This is a genomic window from Protofrankia sp. CiP3, from assembly GCF_917627345.1.
Classification (GTDB): domain Bacteria; phylum Actinomycetota; class Actinomycetes; order Frankiales; family Frankiaceae; genus Protofrankia.
The window spans coordinates 13,688-33,221 of record NZ_CAKJTM010000060.1; the positions used below are offsets into that span (position 1 = coordinate 13,688).

Here is a 19,534-nt window from a genome sequence, read left to right on the forward strand (position 1 = left end):
CCCCTCGACAGGCCCGGGGCCGAGCACCGCTACCCGAGGAAGCTGAGCCACGACCGCAGACTACCGTAGTGTATGTGCTACGCTGTAGTGCGTGGCTACGCCTCTATCCATACGTTTTGAGCCGGGACTACTGACTCGGTTGCGGCAACGTGCGGTAGCCGAGACCGGAGCGAACACCTCGGCGCTGGCCCAGCGGCTTGTCGATGAGGGGCTGCGGATGGCCGAACACCCGGGCATCGTTTTCAAGGGCGGCCCTTCGGGGCGTCGGGCAGCGTTGGCGTATGGGCCCGATGTCTGGGAGGTCGTCAAGTTCCTTCGTGAGATCGATGAGCGAGGGCCGGCCGCGGTGGCGGCTGCGGCGGAGGTGTTCGCGGTTGACGTCAACCGGATCAGTAGTGTGATCAGCTACTACGGTGACCATCACGACGAGATCGACGCGGAGATTGCGGTCGCGGAAGAAGCGTCGGCACGCGCTGAGCATGCGTGGCGCATTCGGCAGCGGCTTATTGCATGAGTGCGCCGACGCCGGGACCAGTTGAATTAGCTCTGGATGAAATGTTCTCGCCAAAGATCGCCGATGTTTTGCGTGAGCGTGGCCGTACAGTTATTGCTGTTGTTGAGCGGGTCGATCTGCGCGCTGTGACGGACGATGATCTGTATGCTTGGGCTGCAGCTGAACGATGCTGGCTGTTGACCGAGAATGTCAAGGATTTTCGTCCGATCATGCTTCGGACCCTACAGGCCGGCGGTGCTGCTGCCGGCTTGCTCTTCGCCAGCAGCCGAACCTTCCCCCGCTCACGGCAAAATCCTGGTCCACTCATCGAAGCCATCCATGCATGGCTTGCGAAGGGGCCGCCGGCACCGCCACTGATTGAGGACTGGCTCTTCCCTGTACAACAGTAAGCGACTGGGCCCCGTGATCCGTATGAGTGGCCGACTTAGAGCGCCCTATTGCCGGGCGCTCTTACGCGGGTGAAGGAGAATTTTGTCTGCCTGAACTGTGCTGATGCACGTCGGTGGGCGTTCGGCCAAGGCGATCGACGACGGGGAGGTCTGGCCAGCGTTCACCGGTATCCTGGTCCGGGACGGCTACGCCCACCTGACCGGGGCGGTGCACGCTTGATGCGGAGCACACCTGCTCAGAGATCTGCCGTGTCGTGCGGCAATCGTACGTCAGACCTTGACCACCATGACCCGATCTCCGCAGAGCAGCCGCATGTCCTCCTCGTCCGAGGTAAAAACGGCGGCGTCACCGTGTTCCCTGCGCGCGACAGCGGCGAGCGCGGCGTCAATGGCGTATTTATGGCCATGGAGACCAGCCTCCGCCAGCAGGCCGATGGCCTCATCGGCGATCTCCCGAGTCACGGACGCCACCGCAATTTTCGATAGAGTCCACCGCCAAGCACCGCGGTTCACCCGCTTGTGATAGGCCCCGATCAGCGTCATGGAGGTGGTCACAACCCGGATCCCGGAGCGGTCAGCATCTTTGAGTCGCGCGCCCATACGCCGTTCGCCGCGAACGGCCTGCGCAAGAGCTTCACTATCCAGGAGATACACCAGTTCCGGCATCAACTCGCCGTGCGGGCAGGCATCGATGACGGCATGGGACGGGCCTTACGTTCGGCATGACGGCGCTGGATCTCATGACGTTCGGCCTCGGCCCCGGCAAGCTCTTCTCCGGTGACCTCGCCGTATTCCGACTCCCACCAGCCAACAAATTCATGCAGGTGGTCCCGTTCCCGCTGCCGCTCCATGGCCTGCGTGACATATCGACTGAAACCGCCGGCGCCGACTTCGGCACGGATCTCCTCGGCCAGTTCCTCGGGTAGCGTTACCGTATATTTTTTTGTTGCCATACCGTTTACCATACCATTCGGGGTGCCGAGCCAGACGGCTGGTGCTGGACAGCGAGTTCGGCGCGTATGCGCGCCCGCTCGCCTGATGCCCGTGTCCTTCCGGGCAACACTGGTTGCCCTGCCGGGCGCCTGCGGGCCTCTGGCGCGTGTCCGCGGGTCACCACAGGGTGGAGGCGTCGCACGTTGACGGCGGGAGGAACATGCACGCCAGGGAGCCTCATCCTGAGTCAGCCGCCCGGACGGGCCGGCCACGGGCCTCCCGATCGTCACCGTCGGGTCCGCCCCACGCGGCCGGTCCTGAGGCGGTGCTGGCGCTGCAGCGCACGGTCGGCAACGCCGCGGTATCGGCGATGCTGCAGGGTTTTCAGGATCGTGGCGATGGCTCCCGCCACGTTTCCCCACCGCGACCGGAAAACGTCCAACGCTCCCCGGTTCACAATGTCCTGCGCTCGCCCGGGCAGCCGCTCGCCGAGCCGGTACGCGCCGACCTGGAAGCCAGGCTGAACGCGGACTTCTCCGATGTGCGGGTCCACACCGATGCCGCCGCCCACGAGTCCGCCGTCTCCGTTCAGGCGCATGCGTACACCTCCGGTTCACACGTGGTCTTCCAGCGGGGCCGGTATGACACCTCGTCCGCGGCTGGCCGCCGGATGCTGGCGCACGAACTCACCCACGTTGTCCAGCAGCGCAACGGGCCGGTCGAGGGCACCCCGACCGCCGAAGGCTACTCACTCAGTCACCCTGACGACCGGGACGAACGCGTGGCCGAGCAGACGGCCATCGCCGCCGTGTCCGGTCCGGCGCCGGACCAGAACCTCCAGCGCCGGACCAAGCCCTCCGCGCGAGGACAGCGGCCAGCGGCGGGCGAGGCCGGTCAGATCGTCCAGCGCAGGGTGGGGTTCGAGTTCGAGGACAACACATGGCGGCCATGGCGGCGGATCCGGGCTGAGCACGGCACGATGCGCCGGTTCCGGAACATCGTGCCCGCAATAGACGACGACCAGGTAAGTCCGGTTGAACGGCACGCGGTCCTACATAACGGCACCGACTTCCGGCTCGAGGCGGACGACACGCCAGGGCCGCTGGTGAGCAATATCGAGTTTGTCACGGAGCCGTTCGAGGAGACCCCCGCAGGTATGGCGGCGCTGGATCGGGCGTTGGCCGAGATGAAAGCGATCATGGTCCGGCTGCGGGCGTTTACCGGACGCCCCGGCCCGACGGTGGTGGAGGGTGGACCGCCGTACCCGCTGCCCGTGAGGGACTACAAGGAGCACTTCGTCCGCCACGAGCAGCACGGCTTGTCGGGGTCGGGCGGGTTGGTGGCCAGGGACACGCTGCTCTCCGGCGGGTCGCGGGACGGCCGGTTCAAGATGCAGGCCACGTCGGGAGTTCCGCTCACCGACCTGTCCGCGGTCATGGAGCGGCTGGGGCGGGACGTACCGGGCGAGACCCCCCAGCAGACCCAGGAGCGCCGTGCGGACCGGGCCACGATCTACCCGCCGGATGACAGCCCGGAGTTCCTCCGGGTCCAGGGCCGGGCGCCGAACCTCGCCCGGCAGGTGGTCGCTCAGATGCAGCAGGACCCGAACTACGCCACCGCGCTGGCCGCCAGCACCGGCGAACTGACCGGTTTCCTCGCTGCGGTCATGCTGAGCATGAAGCTGCTCCGCCGGCCGCCGGGCCGGAACCTGGGGGTGAAGGCCCGGCTGCCCCTCATGCCCCGCAACAGCTTCGCCCAGATGTTCGGGGCCCTGCCCGCCGCACAGCAGGACGCGATTCGCAACGACCCGTTGGTACTCGTCAACGCGGTCCTCGCCGTGTCGAACGCGAACCCGCTCCTGCAGGGTGGCGGGGACCAAGGGCTCGCCCCGGCCTCCGCGCTGATCGCCCCCAACCCGGGCCGGGTCACCGGGGTTGACCAGCACGGAGCGCCGGTGCGCGCCCCGTCTGCGGCTTTCGAGCAGGCGCTGGCGACGGTCACCATCCAGGACTGGCTCACGGGTATCCCGGCCGGTCAGGATTACCTGCTACCACAGCACATGCAGCAGTGGCTCGCCAGCCGCCCCGGGGTCTCCGATCAGGCTCAGGGGGAAGCGGTCGAGGCGCTGGAGAGCTTCGGTTCGGCCGGGACCCCCGACACTCGGGACGGGGGGACGACCCTCCCGCTTTTCGAGAACCGCGCGATCTCTCCTCGAACTGATCGCAACAATCTCACGATCGACCAGGCCGCCACCAACGCCCGGTTTCTGTTGGACTTCTTCACCAGGATCCGTAACGGTCAGTGATCCGGCTGGCCGTCATGGTGCCAAGAGCGGGAACAGAAAATATCCGTGCCGGAAACATGAGCCAGGACAAATCAATGCGGACGGCATCGGAACGAATGGGGAGGAGAGGTCCTTGCGTGCGTACGAGCAGCCGCCGCGCAGGTCGGAGGCGCCGGATGGGAGCCGGTCTCCGCGGCGGGCCGGTGACCGTCCGATGGTCCCGGCGGCGCCCCTCGTAGCTGCTGCTGGCGGCCCGAGTTCTGTGGCCGGGTTGCTGGCCCTCCAACGCGTCGCGGGCAACGCTGCGGTGGCGCGCCTGTTCGAATCCGGCCGGCACGTCCGCGACGACTCGGGCGGGCACGATCAGGTGGTGCCGCGCGACACCGGGCAGCCGGACCCGGTGCAGCGGTCGGCGGTACACGATGTGGTGCGTTCGGCTGGCCGGCCCCTTGCGGGGGGCCTGCGCGCGGAGATGGAGGCCCGGCTGGGCGCGGACTTCTCGGACGTGCGGCTGCATACTGATGCAGCTGGCCACACGGCAGCCGAGTCGGTGCGGGCCGAGGCATTCACGTCCGGTTCGCACATCGCGTTCCGGCACGGCGGGTTCGATCCTTCCACGGTTGCGGGCAAGCACACGCTGGCCCATGAACTGACCCACGTGGTGCAGCAACGTTCCGGGCCGGTGGCGGGTACCGACGTGGGCGACGGGCTGCGCGTGTCCGACCCGTCCGACCGCTACGAGCGCGAGGCCGAGGCCACCGCCACCCGGGTCATGGCCGCCGAGCCCGGCAGGGCCACCCGGCCCGAGGCGGCTGGCCACCCCACGCCCGCGTCTCCAGCAGCGGATTCCAGCGCCACCGTCCAGCGGTGGGTGTGGGTGGCCGGCGCCCGGGTCGACCCCGCCGACCCCGACCTCGTCGATGACCGGATGCACACGCTCGCTGGAGACAACCTTGTGCACGACTACGAGGACTGGGAAGAGTTCGGGGACCATGCGACGGGGAACACCGATCATCTCGGCAACCTGCCGCTGTCAAGCCCAGAAGCCGGCACCTGGGTGCGATTCACCCAGCGCGGTATGAACGTGCTGGGTGAGGATCACACCAAGGTCACGCTGGAACACGTCATGGAGGCGGTGGGCTCGACGAGTTTCATCTACGAGCCGTTCGCGGTCGACGAGATGCCCGAGGGCTCGGCGATGAAGGCCGCGTACGAAGCGGAGCAGCGGGAACGTTTCGAGCGTTTCGGTGTCGGCGACGTCGCGGACAAACGGCAGTTCGGTGCCGAGTCACTCTTCCCGAAGATGGGTTTCGGTCTGGATATTCTCCTGCCGTACCTGCGTGGCGAAAAAGATATGACCGACCTGAAATCCGGCAGCTATGTGGGGCAGCCAGTTCAGCGATACCTGAAGATTGCCTGGGCACACGCCAAGGACGAGCTCGCTCGTGCGGAGGATCTACGCAGGCAGAAACAGCCGGTGCCGCCGGTGCTGGCAGAGCTGGCACAGGTGGTCAAGGACAACATGAGCAAACTCGACCCATTCATCACCGGACTGTCGACCGATGGGTACCTGGGCGACGCGCTTGATGGCTCGAACAAACCTAAGAAGACTGCGGAACCTGCGCGAAATACACTGGGCGGGGTAATTCCCGCACTCAAATCGAAGAAGCAGGCGCTACAAGCGTTTGTCCCCAAATTCCTGAACGCGATGCGGGAGCGCGCCAGGACGGACAACGGCCTGAGGGAGGATGAGCGGGACAGCCTAGATCAGATGCCGAGGAACAAAGACGGAAATATGTTCAACAGGTGGCGCGACATGCATTTCGCGCACGCCGTCAGCGCCGCCGCCGCCCGCGGTGTCCGCTACGCGGGAGTAGGAAACAACCACCTCACGGTACTCGTCGATAATAACCTTTTGCCCCCGAACAGCAGCCATTACGATATGTCCGCCGGTGACCTCGGGCGGTTCGTTTCGAAGACCGAGAGGCTTCGCAACGAAGCGACGGCGGGGACGGCGGGGCCGTGACCGAAAATGATCAGAAAAGATACCCCAACGTCCGGGCCCGGCTCCGGCGTACCAGACAGGCACCCGGGATTCCGGCCCTCGAGGTCTCGATGGTGATCTGGCTCAGCGGTGCCCGGTTCCGCGTTCGGGACGACAATGGCCGAGGGTACGCCGACATCGTGGACGACGTCGCAGTGCCGCGTGGCTTCGGGGCGCTGCCGCGCACCATCGAAGGGTTCATGGACGCCCAGGATGCCGCCCGGCGTCCGGCCCGAGGCCCGACCGAGTTCTACGGGGACGCGGGGACCGGCGAGGCGATCGTGCACCCGGCCGGCCGCGACCCGTGGACAGCCGATATCCGTGCGCTCGCCCCGGTCGCCGAGCAGCTCCTGACCGGAGGGCGGGAGGCGACGCTGCGGCCGGTGGGCGAGGCGACACAGCTCGGTCGCCGCTGCCGGGAGTACCGCTTCTCGATCGAGGATGACGAGGCGGGAATCGCGTACCGCAGCGAGGTCCGGTGGCTCGCCGCCGCACCGTTTCTGTTGCTGCGGGAGGTCTGGGACGCGCAGCACACCGGCCTGTACGCGCGGATCGAAGTCGTCGAGTTGGCGGAAGGCGTAGTCACCGAAGCGGAGCTGCGCCCCTGAACAGGGGCCGCATCCCCAACATCAAGGTGAGACTTCCGACCGCCTCCTCGAACAGATCTTCGCCGCGGCCGAGCAGCCGGCGGCCGGTACAGCACCAGCTCCAAGGGATCGCGGCTCTGCCGCGGCTGGAGCGTGATGAGCGGATCTCTGGGAGGCCTCTCGCCACTCCGGCAGGGCCTGTGGAACAAGGTCGAAAAACAGGTACGAGAAGACCGGGTGACCCGCGCGTCGCGTCCATCCGGGCACCCCGGTCGTGCCCTCGGCGCCGGCCCGCGTGACCGTTTGCGGGGACGCCCCGATCGACAAGGCTTCAGCTGGATCACACAGGAAAAGGAGCGTCCATGCCGTCGTACCTGTCCCCGGGCGTATACGTGGAGGAGGTCCAGAGCGGCTCCCGCCCTATCGAGGGGGTGGGCACCGCGGTGGCGGCCTTCCTGGGCTTCGCCGAGAAGGGGCCGTTCCACACCCCGACCCTGGTGACCAACTGGAGCCAGTACCTCCAGACCTACGGGGGCATGGTCGAGGGGGCCTATCTCCCGCACGCCGTGTACGGCTATCTCGCCAACGGCGGCGGCAACTGCTACGTCGTGCGGGTGGGCGACCCAACCAGCAGCCGCCCCACCGACAGAGCGGAGCCGAAGGCCGAACTGGCCGGTGCACCGGCCGCGCTCGGCACCTTCAAGGTCGCCGCGCTGCCCGCCGCGGCGGCGGCCGGGGAGATCTCTGTCGAGGTCGCCGACCCGGACGGTGAGGCCGCCGGGGATGACCGCTTCAAGCTGCTCGTACGCCAGGCAGGCAGAGTGGTGGAGACCTTCGACGTCTCGTTCAAGAAAAGCGCCAAGAACTACGTCGTCAGCCAGGTACGGGAGCACTCCAAGCTCATCACTGTCGAAGAGGCGGCCCCGGCGAACGCGCTGGCGCGCCCAGCCAAGCAGACCGTGACGCTGCCCGCGCCCCCCATGCCTCCCGCGCCCGCCGCCGCGACGCCGGCCCGGTTGTCGCCCAACGAGTACGTGGGCGACGCCGATGCGCGTACCGGCTTCGGCGGGCTGGAGAGCATCGACGACATCACGATGGTCGCGGTGCCCGACCTGATGAGCGCGTACCAGCAGCGGCTGATAACGGCCGAGGAGGTCAAGACGGTACAGCTCGCGGTCATCGCGCACTGCGAGCAGATGGGTGACCGGATGGCGATCCTTGATCCACTGCCCGACATGACGGCCCGGCAGGTGTATACCTGGCGGCGGGACACGGCCGGTTACGACTCCAAGTACGCCGCTCTGTACTACCCATGGATCAAGGTCTTTGACCCGGCGAGCGGGCAGAACCGGTTCATGCCGCCGAGCGGGCACATCGCCGGCCTGTGGTCGCGCAGCGACACCGAGCGCGGGGTGCACAAGGCGCCGGCCAACGAGGTGGTGCGCGGCGCGGTCGAGCTGCAGAACAACGTCACCAAGGGGGAGCAGGACCTGTTGAACCCGGCCGGTGTCAACTGCCTGCGGACGTTCCCGGGCCGTGGCCTCCGGGTGTGGGGCGCGCGCACGCTGTCGTCGGACCCCGCGTGGCGGTACATCAACGTTCGGCGACTGTTCAACTACCTGGAGGAGTCGATCCTGCTGGGGACCCAGTGGGTGGTCTTCGAACCGAACGATGAACGACTGTGGGGCACCATTCGCCGCAACATCGCGGCCTTCCTGATAGAGGAGTGGCGGCGCGGGGCGCTTTTCGGGAGCTCGCCCGACGAGGCGTTCTACGTCAAGTGTGACCGTGAGACCAACCCGCCGGAGGCAGTCGATCGCGGTCAGGTGGTCTGCGAGATCGGCCTCTGCCCGGTCAAGCCGGCCGAGTTCGTCATCTTCCGGCTGTCGCAGTTCTCCGACAGCACCAGCCTCGTCAGCGAATGACCCGAAGGGCGGTAACGATCCGTGGCCAGCGGTGACAGTTTCATTGTCCACACGTTCCAGGTGGAGTTGGGCAAGGCCCGCGTGGAGTCGGTCCAGGAGGTCAGCGGGCTGACCGTGGAACTGGACGCCATCGAGGTCAACCAGGTGACCCCGACCGGGCAGTACATCATCCGCAAGCTGCCCGGCGCCCGTAAGGGGGGCGAGGTGACGATCACCCGCGGCCTGGACAAGAGCAGTGCGTTCACCGAATGGATCAAGGATACATTCGAGAAAGGGGCTGTCAACACGGCCCGCCAGAACATCAGCATTGTGCTCACCGACAGCCAGAGCAGCCAGCAGCGGCGCTTCGACCTGAAGAACGCCTGGGTGAGCAAGTGGGAGGGGCCGAGCCTGAAGGCCGGTGAGGCGTCGGTCGCCACCGAGAAGATCACCGTGGTGTATGAAGACATCACGACGTCATGAGACGGCGAAGTGTGTCCGCTGGGGCCCTCGGCGCGCTCGCTGAGGTTCCCAGCGGCCCCGACGACGGTCTGGTGCCGGAGCGGGTTTCGTCGGCGCCCGCGCGCCAGCGGTTGCAGACCGAGTTCACGTTCGAACTACCCCGCGGGTACGTCGACGCGGAGGGCAGGCTGCACCAGGACGGCAGCATGCGACTGGCCACTGCCCGGGACGAGCTGACGCCTCTGATCGACCTGCGGGTGAAGCAGAACTCGGCATACCTGTCGGTTGTGCTGCTCAGCCTGGTTATCACAAGGCTCGGCACGATCACCGACGTACGGGCCGAGACGGTCGAGCAGCTTTTCGCCTCGGACCTGGCGTTCCTGCAGGACTTCTACCGGCGGATCAACGCGGAGGGCCATACCCGCGCCGCCGTGACCTGCCCCGCGTGCGACTCGGCGTTCGAGGTGGACATCGCCGGTGGTCCCCTGGGGGAATCGTGACGTACGCGACCGACCGGCTCTACGAGGAGGTCGCGTACGTCGCCTACCACTTCCACTGGTCGAGGGACGACATCCTCGATCTCACGCACGCGGAGCGACTCCGCTACGTGGGCGAGATCGCCCGCATCAACACACGGATCAACGAGGGTGAGTGACCCAGCGTGGGCCTGCTCGATCGACTGCTCCGACGGCGCTCGGCGGCGGCTGTACCGGTGGGGACCGGGCAGGCCGGGGCGCCGTCCGAGCCGTCCGAGCCGTCCGGATCCGCGGACCCGGGCTGGCGATGGCTGCCGCTGCTGCGGCGGACCGTCGGTGAGCAGGATCTCCTCACCGATCCGGACGGGTTCCGGGACCGGTTGAGCACCTGGCAGGATCCGACTTTTCGTACCGCCCCCGGGCACCTGGTCAACCCGCAGGCGCCCGCCGGCCTCGGGTACGGTCTGCTGCGCCCCGCCACGCCCGTATCGGGCGGGCGGACCGCTGTCGGGCCGTTGGTGCAGCGCCTGCCGCTGGCCGCGCCGAGCCCGCTGCCGTCCGAGTCGCGGTCCGAACCGGAACCATCCCCCGAACTGCTGCCCGGGTCGGGCGACGATTCCGCCGGCCGTATCGAGCGGGCTGGCCCCGCCGTCCACCCCCACCCGGCCCGGGCGGCATCGGCGTCCCCGGCAGCCACGACAGCCACGGCAGTCAACGCCCGGCGCTCGGTACGCCCGCCCGGCCGGAGGCTGACTGTGGCCCGGGTGGTGCAGCCGGCGCGGCGGCTCCCCGCCGCACCTGCGCCATCGTCACGGGCAACCCTGGCCGGGCCCGGCCAGGTGGCGCCGGCACCACCTCCCGCCGAGAGCGGCGTCCAGCGTCCTACCGTTACTAATGAGCCTCAGCTCGGCTTCACCGCCGATACCCTTCCTGCTGATGTCCGTCCCACCGGGGGCCATGAGCCGGCGTTGACGCCGCGGTCACCGGTCGATCCGGGGTCACCCGCCGGGGCAGCCCCGCGCCGGGGTAGCCGGATCGGCCTCGGCGAGCCACTGCCGATGGTGCCACCCACCGCGCGCCGGAGCGGCGGGCAGCCCGGTGCGCGGTCGCTCCCGGAGGCCACATCATCCGGACCTCGGCCTGCTGAGCCGGTGGTACAGCGCATCGCCGTACCTGGGGCTGAGGGTGTGGCTCTGGCCGGGCCGGGGCGGCAGCAGGAGCCCGGTCCGGGTGATGCGCCTGATCGTGATCATGGACGGGTGCTGGTGTCGCAGGCGCGCCAGTCTGGTGCGTCGGCCAGCGGTGCAGTCACGGGTGCGGCTGCGGCTACCGGGGTGTCGTCAGGTGGGGTGCCGAATCCGGCGGTCCCGCGGGATCCGATGGTTTCGCGGGGTGGGGAACCGTCTGCGGTTCAGCGGGCTGTGAATGGTTCTGTGGCCGCTCCGGGGCCTGGTCGGCCGGTGGTCCCGATGCCTGGCGCGGGGTCCGCTGGGCTGGTGGGGAGCGCTGAACGGTCGATGGGCATGTCGGGTGTGTCTCCGTCGCCGGCCACAGCAGTGCCGGATGGTACAGCAGCGCCGGATGGTATGGAGCGGTTGCCGGTCACCGATCGGGTCGTGCATGGTCCCGGTGGCCAGGAGCATGCTGCTGGCCGGGCCGCGGGTTCTGCTGGCCGTCGGGAGCACGGCACGGACCGGCCTGTTCAGCGTACGGGTGTGCCCGGCCAGCCGGGACGGGTTTCCGGCGCCGAGGTCGCCGTTGTCCGTGCGGCCCCGGCTGGGCCGCTGTGGCAGCAGGAGTCCGGGTCGGGCGGTGTGGCCGATCCTGGACAGGTTGCATCATCCGGACCTCGGCGTGCTGAGCCGGTGGTACAGCGCATCGCCGTACCCGGGGCCGAGGGTGTGGCTCGGCCCGGCCCGGGGCGGCAGCAGGAGTCCGGGTCGGGCGGTGTGGCCGATCCGGGGCCGGTGTCGAAGGCAGGCCCGTCTGGTGCGTTGGCCAGTGGTGCGAGCACGGGTGTGGCTGTGGTGAGCGGGGTGCTGTCAGGTGGGGCGAATCCGACGGTCCTGCGGGATCCGATGGTCCCGCAGGGTGGGGAACCGCCTGTGGTTCAGCGGGCTGTGGATGGTGCTGGAGCCCTTCCGGGGCTGGGCCGGCCGATTGCTATGCCGGCAACACCGGTCACAGCGGCGGCGGACGGTGTGGGGCAGTTGCCGGTTGCCGATCGGGCCGTACATGGTCCTGGTGGCCAGGAGCATGCTGCTGGCCGGGCCGCGGGTTCTGCTGGCGGTCGGGAGCACGGCACGGACCGGCCTGTCCAGCGCACGGGTGTGCCCGGCCAGCCGGAACGGGTCTCCGGCGCCGGGAGCGCTCTACAACAGACACCGACGCCCGGTTTGGGCGCCGGCACGCTGACGGCCACACCGCCGGACACGAGAGTCCCTATCCCCGCGGCCCGGATCCTTGTCCAGCGGAGGGCCGACGTACCCCTTGGCGCGCTGTCCGGGCCTTGGGGGTTGCCATCGGCCGGGGAACGGTCGCTGGCCGGCGTCAGCCGTGCGAACGGAACGTCGCCGTCCGGGCCAGCGCTTGCTTCCCCGCCGGCTGCCCATATGGTCCAGACACTCGCCGCACGCCCGATGCGCCCGGTCGTCGCAGCCGACAAAATCACTGGGGTCGGCGGGACCGGCGGTGTACGAACAGGGAGGAGGGTGGCGCGGCCGGAGTCCGCACAGCCGGTACAGCGGACCGCGGCACCGGCACGCCCGGTATCCGCGGGCTTGCCGCCGTACGGCACGCCCCTGCCGACGGTGCGCCATGTGGCACCCACCGGCGGCGGCTCTCAGGTATCCAGCGGCGGGAACCGACCCGGCGCCGCAGCGCCCACCACAGCATCGGCGCCTGTCCCACGTTTCTCCGGGAGTACGCCACGCACGACGGCGGCGGCGCCCATGCGCGGTGCGCCAGCGCCGGTGCAGCGCCGGTCAGCGATAACGGCATTACCGGCGTCGTCGCCGTCACGGCCGTCAACCCCATCATCCGTGTCATCCGCGGGCTCCGAGGCCCGGCCGGAACAGGGTGCTGCCGGCATCGACATTGACGAGTTGATCAACCGGTTCGATCGGAGGCATCTTGATCATCTTGCTCATCGGCTGGTCGAACCGCTCGGGCGTTTGCTACGCGCCGAGGTCCGGCTCGGACGTGAACGCACCGGCCGCCTGTTGGACGGCGGCCGGTAAGCGGACACACCGGTGAACGAACACAACGGCATCACATGGAAGGACGAGTATGGCAAGCGTCGATCCCGGCACAGCGGTCCACTTCCGCCTGAAGATCGACGGTATCAACCTGGGTGACTGGAACAGCTGCGACGGGCTCGGCTGCCAGGTGGAGGTCGAGGAGCACCAGGAGGGCGGCAACAACGGCTTCGTCTGGCAGCTACCGTCACGGATTCGCTACCAGAACGTGACGCTGGCCCGTCCCCTCACACCGGATACGGCCAAGGTGGCGCAGTTCCTGGCCAAACTGCCCAGAGGTGTCAAACGTGGGACGGCACAGATCGCCGCGCTGCGGCCGGACCTGGCGATGCTGGTGCAGTGGGGGCTCGCCGACGTCGTCCTCGTGCGCTGGTCGGGGCCGTCGTTCGATCCGGCCCGCTCCGAGGTGGCCACGGAGAGCATCGAACTGGCGTATCACGGCTTCCTGGAGGTGGGCAGTTGATCGCGCCAGCCGGCAAGGTGGCGGCGTTCCTGCAGCGGTACCAGCCGCCGACCAACGGCGGCAGCCGGCCGGGTGGGCCGCTGGGTGGGCCCATCACATTCATGTTCAACCCGAACCAGCTCACCCTGACCAAGTCGGCGACCTGGATCCCGCACATCGTGCGGGGCGCGGAGGAGACCGGCATCCCGGAGTTCAGCGGTTCCGGGCCGCGAACGTTGAGCCTTGAGATCTTCCTTGACGTCACCGACACCCACAGCCGCACCGTGCAGCAGCGCGTCGACGAGTTACTGACCTGCTGTGTGCCCACAGCGGCGAGCATCGCGGCCAAGGCGCCGTCACCGCCATGGGTGAAGTTCGCCTGGGGCCAGTTCCAGACGGTGTCCTTCTACGCATACGTCAGCCAGGTCAGCGCCGCGTGCACGCTGTTCGACGGCAACGGTACGCCGCTGCGGGCGAACTGCTCGCTGAGCTTGTCCGAGATCAGTGGCAACACGCCCGGTCAGAATCCCACCTCCGGAAGCCGGTCGGCGCGCCGGGTGCACCGGGTGGTGGACGGCGACTCGTTGCCGCTGCTGGCACACAGCGAGTACGGCGATCCGACGATCTGGCGGGTGATCGCGGAAGCCAACGGAATCGACGACCCGATGCGGCTGCCGCCCGGCATGGAACTGCTGCTGCCGGCCGCCGACGAGCTGCCGGCCGGCAGCTAGAACAGCACAGGTAGGGAGCACAGTGTCGGACGGCAACTACACCAATTACCTCATCGTCGGCGTACCCGGGCCGCTGCCGAAGGAATGGGAGACCCGCCTGGTACACGCGGCCATTGAGGACAGCTCGAACCTGCCCGCCGCGGCGACGCTGCGCTACCGCGACCATAAGAGCCAACTGTTGGGCAAGCTCAGCATCACCATCGGTTCGCGACTCACCGCCGCGGTCCGGGCTGGCGACACGACGAGCCCGGTCCCGTTGTTCACCGGCGAGGTCGTCACGCTGGAGACGGAGTTCGACGGTACCGGCACGTTCACCACGATCCGTGCGCTGGATATGTCGCACCGGCTGATGCGCGGCCGGCAGGTGGCCACCTACACCGGCAAGGCGTCGGACATCGCCCGCGACGTGGCGCGGAAAGCCGGCCTGCCGATCGGGAAAATCGACCCCACCAGCACCGTCTACGAGATGGTGACCCAGCCGAACACCACGGACTGGGAGTTCCTCAAGATGCTCGCCGCCGACAACGACGCCGAGGTCGCCATGGTCGATGGCACGTTCGTGTTCCGGAAGCCGGTGCGCGCCGCGACAGCCCCCGGCACCGGTACGCCGGCCCGCCAGAGCGACGTAGTGGTGCAGATGAACGAGAACCTGCTCGCCGTGCGCTCCACGGTCACCTCGGTCGGTCAGCTCTCGCGGGTGGAGGTACGCGGCTGGGACGTCAGGCGCAAGAAGGACCTGGTGTCCGAGGTGAAGGCGGACACCAGCGCCGAGCTGCAACTCGGCCTCACCCCGGCGCAGGTGGCGCAGCCGTTCGGCGATGCGGAACTGCTCGTCACCGACGTGCCATACCGCACCGCAGCCGAGGTCAAGGCGGTCGCCACGGCACTTGCCTCGGACGTGGCGTCGGCGTTCGCGGAGCTGGAGGTCGGCATCCGCGGCAATCCGCGGATGCGCGCCGGGGTACCGATCACGCTGGCGGACGTCGGCCCGCCGTTCGAGGGCAAGTACACGATCACATCGAGCCGGCACGTGTTCGGGCCGGGCCGGTTCTACGAGACGTGGCTGACCGTCAGCGGCCGTCAGGACCGGTCGCCGTACGGGCTGGCGGCCGGCGCCTCCGCCCCGGCCCGCGGGATGCGCGTGCCCGGTCTCGCGATCGGCATCGTGACCAGCACCAGCGCCGGCCAGGGCCGCGACCGTGACCATCCCGAGCGCTGTGACCAGGGCTGGGTGAAGCTGCGGTTCCCGTGGTTGACCGGGCTGGGCGACTCCCGGAAGAAGGGCTATGAGACTGACTGGGTACGGACGGTGCAGTTCGGTGGTGTGCACGGTGGCGGCGTGTTCAGCCCTGAGATCAACGATGAGGTCCTGGTCGGGTTCGAGCAGGGGCTGCTGGACCGCCCGTATGTCATCGGGGGCCTGTACAACGGCGTCGACAAGCCGTCGCCACACGACGGGCCGCTGATCGACCCGAGGGACGGTGCGGTGACCCGCCGCTCGTTCGCCTCCCGCACGGGTCACCGGCTGGAACTGCTCGACCCGCCGCTGTCCAGCCCGAGCGCCGTACGTGGGGTGCGGCTGCGCACCGGCAACAACAAGCTGGTGATCGAGCTCGACCAGCAGAAGACGGCGGTGACCATCAACAGCGACGGCACCGTGGCCATCGAGGCGAGAAGGCAGGTGACGATACAGGGCAACGGCATCACGCTCGACGCCGGAGCCGGCGAGCTGAGCCTGACCGGCCGGTCGGTGTCGGTGCAGGGCAGGGCCAATGTCGAGGTCAAGGCCCCGATAGTACGGATCAACTGACGTGTCGCGCGGCGAAGGAGACGAATGGAGAGGGAGGTACGCCCATGCCACCGGCCGCCCGGATCAACGACCAGATCAGCCATCTGGCCACGCCCGTGACGCCGGGGCCCCCGAACGGCACCGTCGGCGTGCCGGGCGGAGCGGCCGTACCCGGGCTGCCCGCCAACGTCGGCGGGCCGCTGCTCGGCGTGCCGAGCGTGCGGATCGGCGGACTACCAGCCGCAGTCATCGGCAGCCTGTGCATGTGCGCGATACACGCGGAGCTCGGTCCGGGCAACGTGGTGCTGTCCCCGATGCCGCCACCGGTGACCGGCATCGTGCTCATCGGAGGCTTCCCCGCCGCGCGCAAGGGCGACCGGATCACCTGTCAGGCGACCATCAGCACCGGCGCTCCCAACGTGATCATCGGAGGCTAGCTCGGTGGCGGAGCAGTTCATCGGGGCGGGCTGGGCGTTCCCGCTGCGTACCGACGCGACCGGGAGCGTGGCCCTGGTGGCCCGCGAGCGTGAGATCGTCGAAGCGATCCGGCTCATTCTCGGAACCGCACCGGGGGAACGCCCGATGCGGCCGGAGTTCGGGTGCGGCATCCACGACTACGTGTTCGCCCCTGCCGACGAGAACACCGCCGGGCAGATCGCGTTCGAGGTGCGCGCCGCCCTGGAGCGGTGGGAGCCGCGTATCGACGTCCGTGACGTGCTGGTCGACTTCGACGCGGAGGAGGCCGGCACGCTGTACATCGACATCCGCTACGTCATCCGCGGCACGAACGACCCACGCAACCTGGTCTTCCCGTTCTATGTGATCCCCTCCCACGACGAGCCGGTTGAGGAAAGTACCACCTGATGCCCCTTCCCGCCCCGAACCTCGACGACCGCCGGTTCCAGCAGCTCGTCGACGAGGCCAAGCGCTTCGTCCAGCAACGCTGTCCAGAGTGGAGCGACCACAACGTCTCCGATCCCGGCGTCACGCTGATCGAGGTGTTCGCACACATGGTCGACCAGCTGCTGTACCGGCTCAACCGGGTACCGGACCGCACCTACCTGGCCTTCCTGGACCTGATCGGGGTCACGCTGTTCCCGCCGACCGCGGCCCGTGCCGACGTCACGTTCTGGCTGTCGGCCCCGCAGGCCCAGCCGGTCGTGCTGCGCGCCGGAACAGAGGTCGCGACGGTACGTACGGAGACCGAGGAGGCGGTTATCTTCACCACCTCGGCTGACCTCACGATCGTGCCGTGCGCGTTGACCCAGCTACGCACCCAACCTGTCGAGGGCCGCGGCGCCGACCACACTGGCGACCTGCTCGACGGCCGTGACATCGCCTGCTTCTCGGCCAGCCCGGCCGTCGGTGACGCGATGCTGGTCGGGCTGTCCGCGGCCGTGCCGTCGTGCGCGGCCGTGCTGCGCCTGGACAGCAGGGTCGAGGGCATCGGCGTCGACCCGCGGCAGCCGCCGCTGGTCTGGGAGGCATGGGACGGCACGGACTGGGCCGGCTGCGAGGTCGACCAGGACGAAACCGGCGGGTTGAACAAGCCGGGTGACGTTGTCCTGCATGTGCCCGCCGCGCACACCGCGTCGGTGATCGCCGGCCGGCGCGCCGGTTGGCTGCGCTGCCGCGTCGTGCCCGCCGAGGCGGGGCAGCCGTTCTACTCGGCGTCGCCGACCGTCCGGGCCGCCGAAGCGTTCACCATCGGCGGTACGGTCGACGCCGTCCACGCCGAGGCCGTGTTCGCAGAGGTGCTGGGCGAGTCCGAGGGAGTGCCCGGGCAGCGGTTCACAGTGGCCCGCCCGCCGGTGATCCCCGACGACGAGCCGTTCGTGGTCGAGGTCTCCGACGGTGACGGCTGGCAGGAGTGGACCGAGGTCGACGCGTTCGGCACATCCGGGCCGGACGACCGGCACGTGGCGCTTGACCGCACCGCGGGCGAGGTGTCCTTCGGGCCCGCCGTCCGGCAGCCGGACGGCTCGCTGCGCCGCTACGGGGCGCTGCCGCCCACGGGCGCCCAGCTGCGGGTACGCCGCTACCGCACCGGTGGCGGGCGGCAGGGCAACGTGGCCCGCGGGGCGCTGTCGGTGCTGCGCAGCTCGGTCCCCTACATCGCCAGCGTGGACAACCGCGAGGCGGCGGCCGGCGGCGTCGACGGCGAGACCGTGGACAGCGCCAAGATGCGCGGGCCGGTGCAGCTACGCGCCCAGGACCGGGCGGTGACCGCGCACGACTACGAAATGATCGCCCGGCAGGCGAGCCCGTCCGCGGCGCGTGTCCGATGCCTGCCCGCCGGTGACGGCGCCGAGAGCGGCGGGGTACGGGTGCTGGTCGTGCCGGAGGTGGTGGCTGACGAGGGTGAGCGGCTGCGCTTCGAGCAGCTCGTACCATCCGCCGACATGCTTGCGACGATCGCTGGGAACCTGGACCGGCGGCGTCTGATCGGTGCCCGGCTGGTCGTGGAGCCGCCGTACTACCAGGGCGTCACCGTTGTGGCCCGGCTGGTCGCCCGGCTCGGTGTCCCCGCTGCCCGGCTGCAGGCGGACGCGCTCGCGGCCCTGTACGCGTACCTCAACCCGCTGCGCGGCGGGCCCGATGCGATGGGCTGGCCGTTCGGCCGGCCGGTGCACGCGGGCGAGGTGATCGGTGTGCTGCACCGCCTGCCCGGGACCGAGATGGTGGAGGAGCTGCGCCTGTTCCCGGCCGATCCGCTGACCGGGCTGCGCGGCGACCCGGTGACCCGCATCGACCTGGACCGGTATGCGCTCGTCTTCTCCTACGAACACCAGGTCCGCGTCGACGAGGGCTGACCCTGCCCCGGGCGGGCGGGGGCGGCACCGTCAAAACACGAAGGGATGGGCCCCATGCGCAGAGCAGTCGAAGGGCTGGCCACACCACATCCGCTGGGCCGGCAGCTACCCGCGATCTACGCCGCCGACGACTTCGCGCAGCGACTGCTCGCCGCACTCGACACCGTCGTCGCGCCGGTGCACGTCACGCTGGACAACCTGTGGGCATACCTTGATCCACAGCTTGCCCCGGCCGACTTCGTCGACTGGCTCGGCGGTTGGGTGGCCGCCGACGCGGCCATCGACGCGCCCGCCGCGCGCCGCGAGGCCGTACGCCGTGCGGTGGAGCTCCATCGGGTACGCGGCACCGGACAGGGCCTCGCCGAGCAGGTGCGGATGGCGTTCGGCGTGACAGCTGAGGTCGTCGACAGCGGGGGAACCACCTGGTCGCTGACCCCCGGCGCGGAGCTGCCCGGGTCACCGGAGCCGTCGATGACCGTACGGGTACATCCGACCGGCGGGAATCCCGTGCCGGCCGCGCGGCTCCGGGAATTGATCGAGGCTAACCGTCCCGCGCACGTGACGTACACGGTGGAGATCATGTCGGCCGCGCCCGGGAACACGGCACCTGCCGACCCGCGGTGAGTACGCCGCGGGCGGGTCCAGAGCGAGCCCCGGGCCTGCTGGAACATCGGAAGGACGAGTGTGGCTGAGGCCGTCTGCGAGCAGTGCGGCTCCCCGGTGCGGGACGGCGAGCCGTTCTGCGGAAACTGCGGGGCGTTCCTCGAGTGGGACAGGGAACCGACGCCGACGGGGCAGGCTGCGGCGGCCCACCCCCAGCCGGTGGCTGGGCCGCCCGCCGCGCCAGGGGCCGAGGCGCCATCCGCGCCGGCTGTGATCCCGGCTGCGGCACCGCCCGCGCCGCCAGCC

The 19,534-nt window shown here is 69.2% G+C and carries 20 protein-coding genes; 18 read left to right on the forward strand and 2 right to left on the reverse strand.

Annotation, left to right across the window (positions count from 1 at the left end):
• Window positions 1-91 precede the first annotated feature (91 nt).
• Both MJ797_RS18235 and MJ797_RS18240 read left to right on the forward strand, forming a co-directional pair.
• Window positions 92-514: a hypothetical protein gene (locus tag MJ797_RS18235; RefSeq protein WP_239309070.1), complete on the forward strand. Its 423-nt coding sequence runs from the start codon at window positions 92-94 to the stop codon at window positions 512-514.
• Window positions 511-903, forward strand: coding sequence for a DUF5615 family PIN-like protein (locus MJ797_RS18240; RefSeq protein WP_239336635.1), 393 nt, complete (start codon window positions 511-513; stop codon window positions 901-903). Before MJ797_RS18235 ends, MJ797_RS18240 begins: the two co-directional genes overlap by 4 nt.
• Window positions 904-1,173: 270 nt before the next feature.
• Here the strand turns inward: MJ797_RS18240 and MJ797_RS18245 are convergent, their stop codons facing one another.
• Window positions 1,174-1,569, reverse strand: a complete 396-nt coding sequence (locus tag MJ797_RS18245; RefSeq protein ID WP_239336636.1) for a PIN domain-containing protein — start codon at window positions 1,567-1,569, stop codon at window positions 1,174-1,176.
• A complete protein-coding gene (locus MJ797_RS18250; protein ID WP_239336637.1) occupies window positions 1,569-1,856 on the reverse strand; it encodes a CopG family transcriptional regulator in 288 nt (95 codons plus the stop codon). Before MJ797_RS18250 ends, MJ797_RS18245 begins: the two co-directional genes overlap by 1 nt.
• A gap of 305 nt (window positions 1,857-2,161) precedes the next feature.
• Between MJ797_RS18250 and MJ797_RS18255 the strand changes: the two genes are divergently transcribed.
• The 16 genes from MJ797_RS18255 to MJ797_RS18330 all read left to right on the forward strand — a co-directional run.
• Window positions 2,162-4,141 (forward strand): DUF4157 domain-containing protein, encoded by a 1,980-nt coding sequence (locus MJ797_RS18255; protein WP_239336638.1) that lies wholly within the window; start codon window positions 2,162-2,164, stop codon window positions 4,139-4,141.
• A 112-nt stretch (window positions 4,142-4,253) separates the two neighbouring features.
• Window positions 4,254-6,146, forward strand: coding sequence for a DUF4157 domain-containing protein (locus MJ797_RS18260; protein WP_305039786.1), 1,893 nt, complete (start codon window positions 4,254-4,256; stop codon window positions 6,144-6,146).
• Window positions 6,143-6,772 carry a hypothetical protein gene (locus MJ797_RS18265; RefSeq protein ID WP_239336640.1) on the forward strand — a complete coding sequence of 210 codons (630 nt, stop codon included), beginning with the start codon at window positions 6,143-6,145 and terminating at the stop codon, window positions 6,770-6,772. The genes MJ797_RS18260 and MJ797_RS18265 overlap by 4 nt, the downstream gene beginning before the upstream one ends.
• A 341-nt stretch (window positions 6,773-7,113) precedes the next feature.
• Window positions 7,114-8,676, forward strand: a complete 1,563-nt coding sequence (locus MJ797_RS18270; RefSeq protein ID WP_239336642.1) for a phage tail sheath subtilisin-like domain-containing protein — start codon at window positions 7,114-7,116, stop codon at window positions 8,674-8,676.
• Between the two features lie 21 nt (window positions 8,677-8,697).
• Window positions 8,698-9,138 carry a phage tail protein gene (locus tag MJ797_RS18275; RefSeq protein WP_239336643.1) on the forward strand — a complete coding sequence of 147 codons (441 nt, stop codon included), beginning with the start codon at window positions 8,698-8,700 and terminating at the stop codon, window positions 9,136-9,138.
• The gene (locus MJ797_RS18280) at window positions 9,135-9,617 is read left to right on the forward strand and encodes a hypothetical protein (protein WP_374582521.1); all 483 of its coding nucleotides are present in this window, start codon (window positions 9,135-9,137) and stop codon (window positions 9,615-9,617) included. The genes MJ797_RS18275 and MJ797_RS18280 overlap by 4 nt, the downstream gene beginning before the upstream one ends.
• Window positions 9,614-9,772, forward strand: a complete 159-nt coding sequence (locus tag MJ797_RS18285; RefSeq protein ID WP_239309087.1) for a DUF6760 family protein — start codon at window positions 9,614-9,616, stop codon at window positions 9,770-9,772. The genes MJ797_RS18280 and MJ797_RS18285 overlap by 4 nt, the downstream gene beginning before the upstream one ends.
• Before the next feature lie 6 nt (window positions 9,773-9,778).
• Window positions 9,779-12,832, forward strand: a complete 3,054-nt coding sequence (locus MJ797_RS18290) for a hypothetical protein (RefSeq protein WP_239336645.1) — start codon at window positions 9,779-9,781, stop codon at window positions 12,830-12,832.
• A gap of 49 nt (window positions 12,833-12,881) precedes the next feature.
• A complete protein-coding gene (locus tag MJ797_RS18295) occupies window positions 12,882-13,313 on the forward strand; it encodes a phage tail protein (protein WP_239336647.1) in 432 nt (143 codons plus the stop codon).
• Entirely contained in the window at window positions 13,310-14,023 is a 714-nt protein-coding gene (locus MJ797_RS18300; protein ID WP_239336657.1) for a LysM peptidoglycan-binding domain-containing protein, read from the forward strand. Before MJ797_RS18295 ends, MJ797_RS18300 begins: the two co-directional genes overlap by 4 nt.
• A 22-nt stretch (window positions 14,024-14,045) precedes the next feature.
• Window positions 14,046-15,833: a VgrG-related protein gene (locus MJ797_RS18305; protein ID WP_239336660.1), complete on the forward strand. Its 1,788-nt coding sequence runs from the start codon at window positions 14,046-14,048 to the stop codon at window positions 15,831-15,833.
• Window positions 15,834-15,877: 44 nt separating this feature from the next.
• Window positions 15,878-16,249, forward strand: coding sequence for a PAAR domain-containing protein (locus MJ797_RS18310; RefSeq protein WP_239336671.1), 372 nt, complete (start codon window positions 15,878-15,880; stop codon window positions 16,247-16,249).
• Window positions 16,250-16,253: 4 nt separating this feature from the next.
• A complete protein-coding gene (locus MJ797_RS18315; protein ID WP_239336673.1) occupies window positions 16,254-16,676 on the forward strand; it encodes a GPW/gp25 family protein in 423 nt (140 codons plus the stop codon).
• The gene (locus MJ797_RS18320; protein WP_239336676.1) at window positions 16,676-18,625 is read left to right on the forward strand and encodes a putative baseplate assembly protein; all 1,950 of its coding nucleotides are present in this window, start codon (window positions 16,676-16,678) and stop codon (window positions 18,623-18,625) included. The genes MJ797_RS18315 and MJ797_RS18320 overlap by 1 nt, the downstream gene beginning before the upstream one ends.
• Before the next feature lie 54 nt (window positions 18,626-18,679).
• Window positions 18,680-19,249, forward strand: coding sequence for a phage tail protein (locus MJ797_RS18325; RefSeq protein WP_239336679.1), 570 nt, complete (start codon window positions 18,680-18,682; stop codon window positions 19,247-19,249).
• A 60-nt stretch (window positions 19,250-19,309) separates the two neighbouring features.
• Window positions 19,310-19,534: zinc-ribbon domain-containing protein (locus tag MJ797_RS18330; RefSeq protein WP_239336700.1), on the forward strand; the 225-nt coding region annotated here is incomplete at its 3' end.

Excerpts from the sequence above, each read along its gene's own strand:
- MJ797_RS18250 (WP_239336637.1), bottom strand. The coding sequence starts at position 1,856 with ATGGCAACAAAAAAATATACGGTAACGCTACCCGAGGAACTGGCCGAG.
- MJ797_RS18320 (WP_239336676.1), top strand. The coding sequence starts at position 16,676 with ATGCCCCTTCCCGCCCCGAACCTCGACGACCGCCGGTTCCAGCAGCTC.
- MJ797_RS18325 (WP_239336679.1), top strand. The coding sequence starts at position 18,680 with ATGCGCAGAGCAGTCGAAGGGCTGGCCACACCACATCCGCTGGGCCGG.
- MJ797_RS18245 (WP_239336636.1), bottom strand. The coding sequence starts at position 1,569 with ATGCCGGAACTGGTGTATCTCCTGGATAGTGAAGCTCTTGCGCAGGCC.
- MJ797_RS18310 (WP_239336671.1), top strand. The coding sequence starts at position 15,878 with ATGCCACCGGCCGCCCGGATCAACGACCAGATCAGCCATCTGGCCACG.
- MJ797_RS18295 (WP_239336647.1), top strand. The coding sequence starts at position 12,882 with ATGGCAAGCGTCGATCCCGGCACAGCGGTCCACTTCCGCCTGAAGATC.
- MJ797_RS18240 (WP_239336635.1), top strand. The coding sequence starts at position 511 with ATGAGTGCGCCGACGCCGGGACCAGTTGAATTAGCTCTGGATGAAATG.
- MJ797_RS18270 (WP_239336642.1), top strand. The coding sequence starts at position 7,114 with ATGCCGTCGTACCTGTCCCCGGGCGTATACGTGGAGGAGGTCCAGAGC.
- MJ797_RS18280 (WP_374582521.1), top strand. The coding sequence starts at position 9,135 with ATGAGACGGCGAAGTGTGTCCGCTGGGGCCCTCGGCGCGCTCGCTGAG.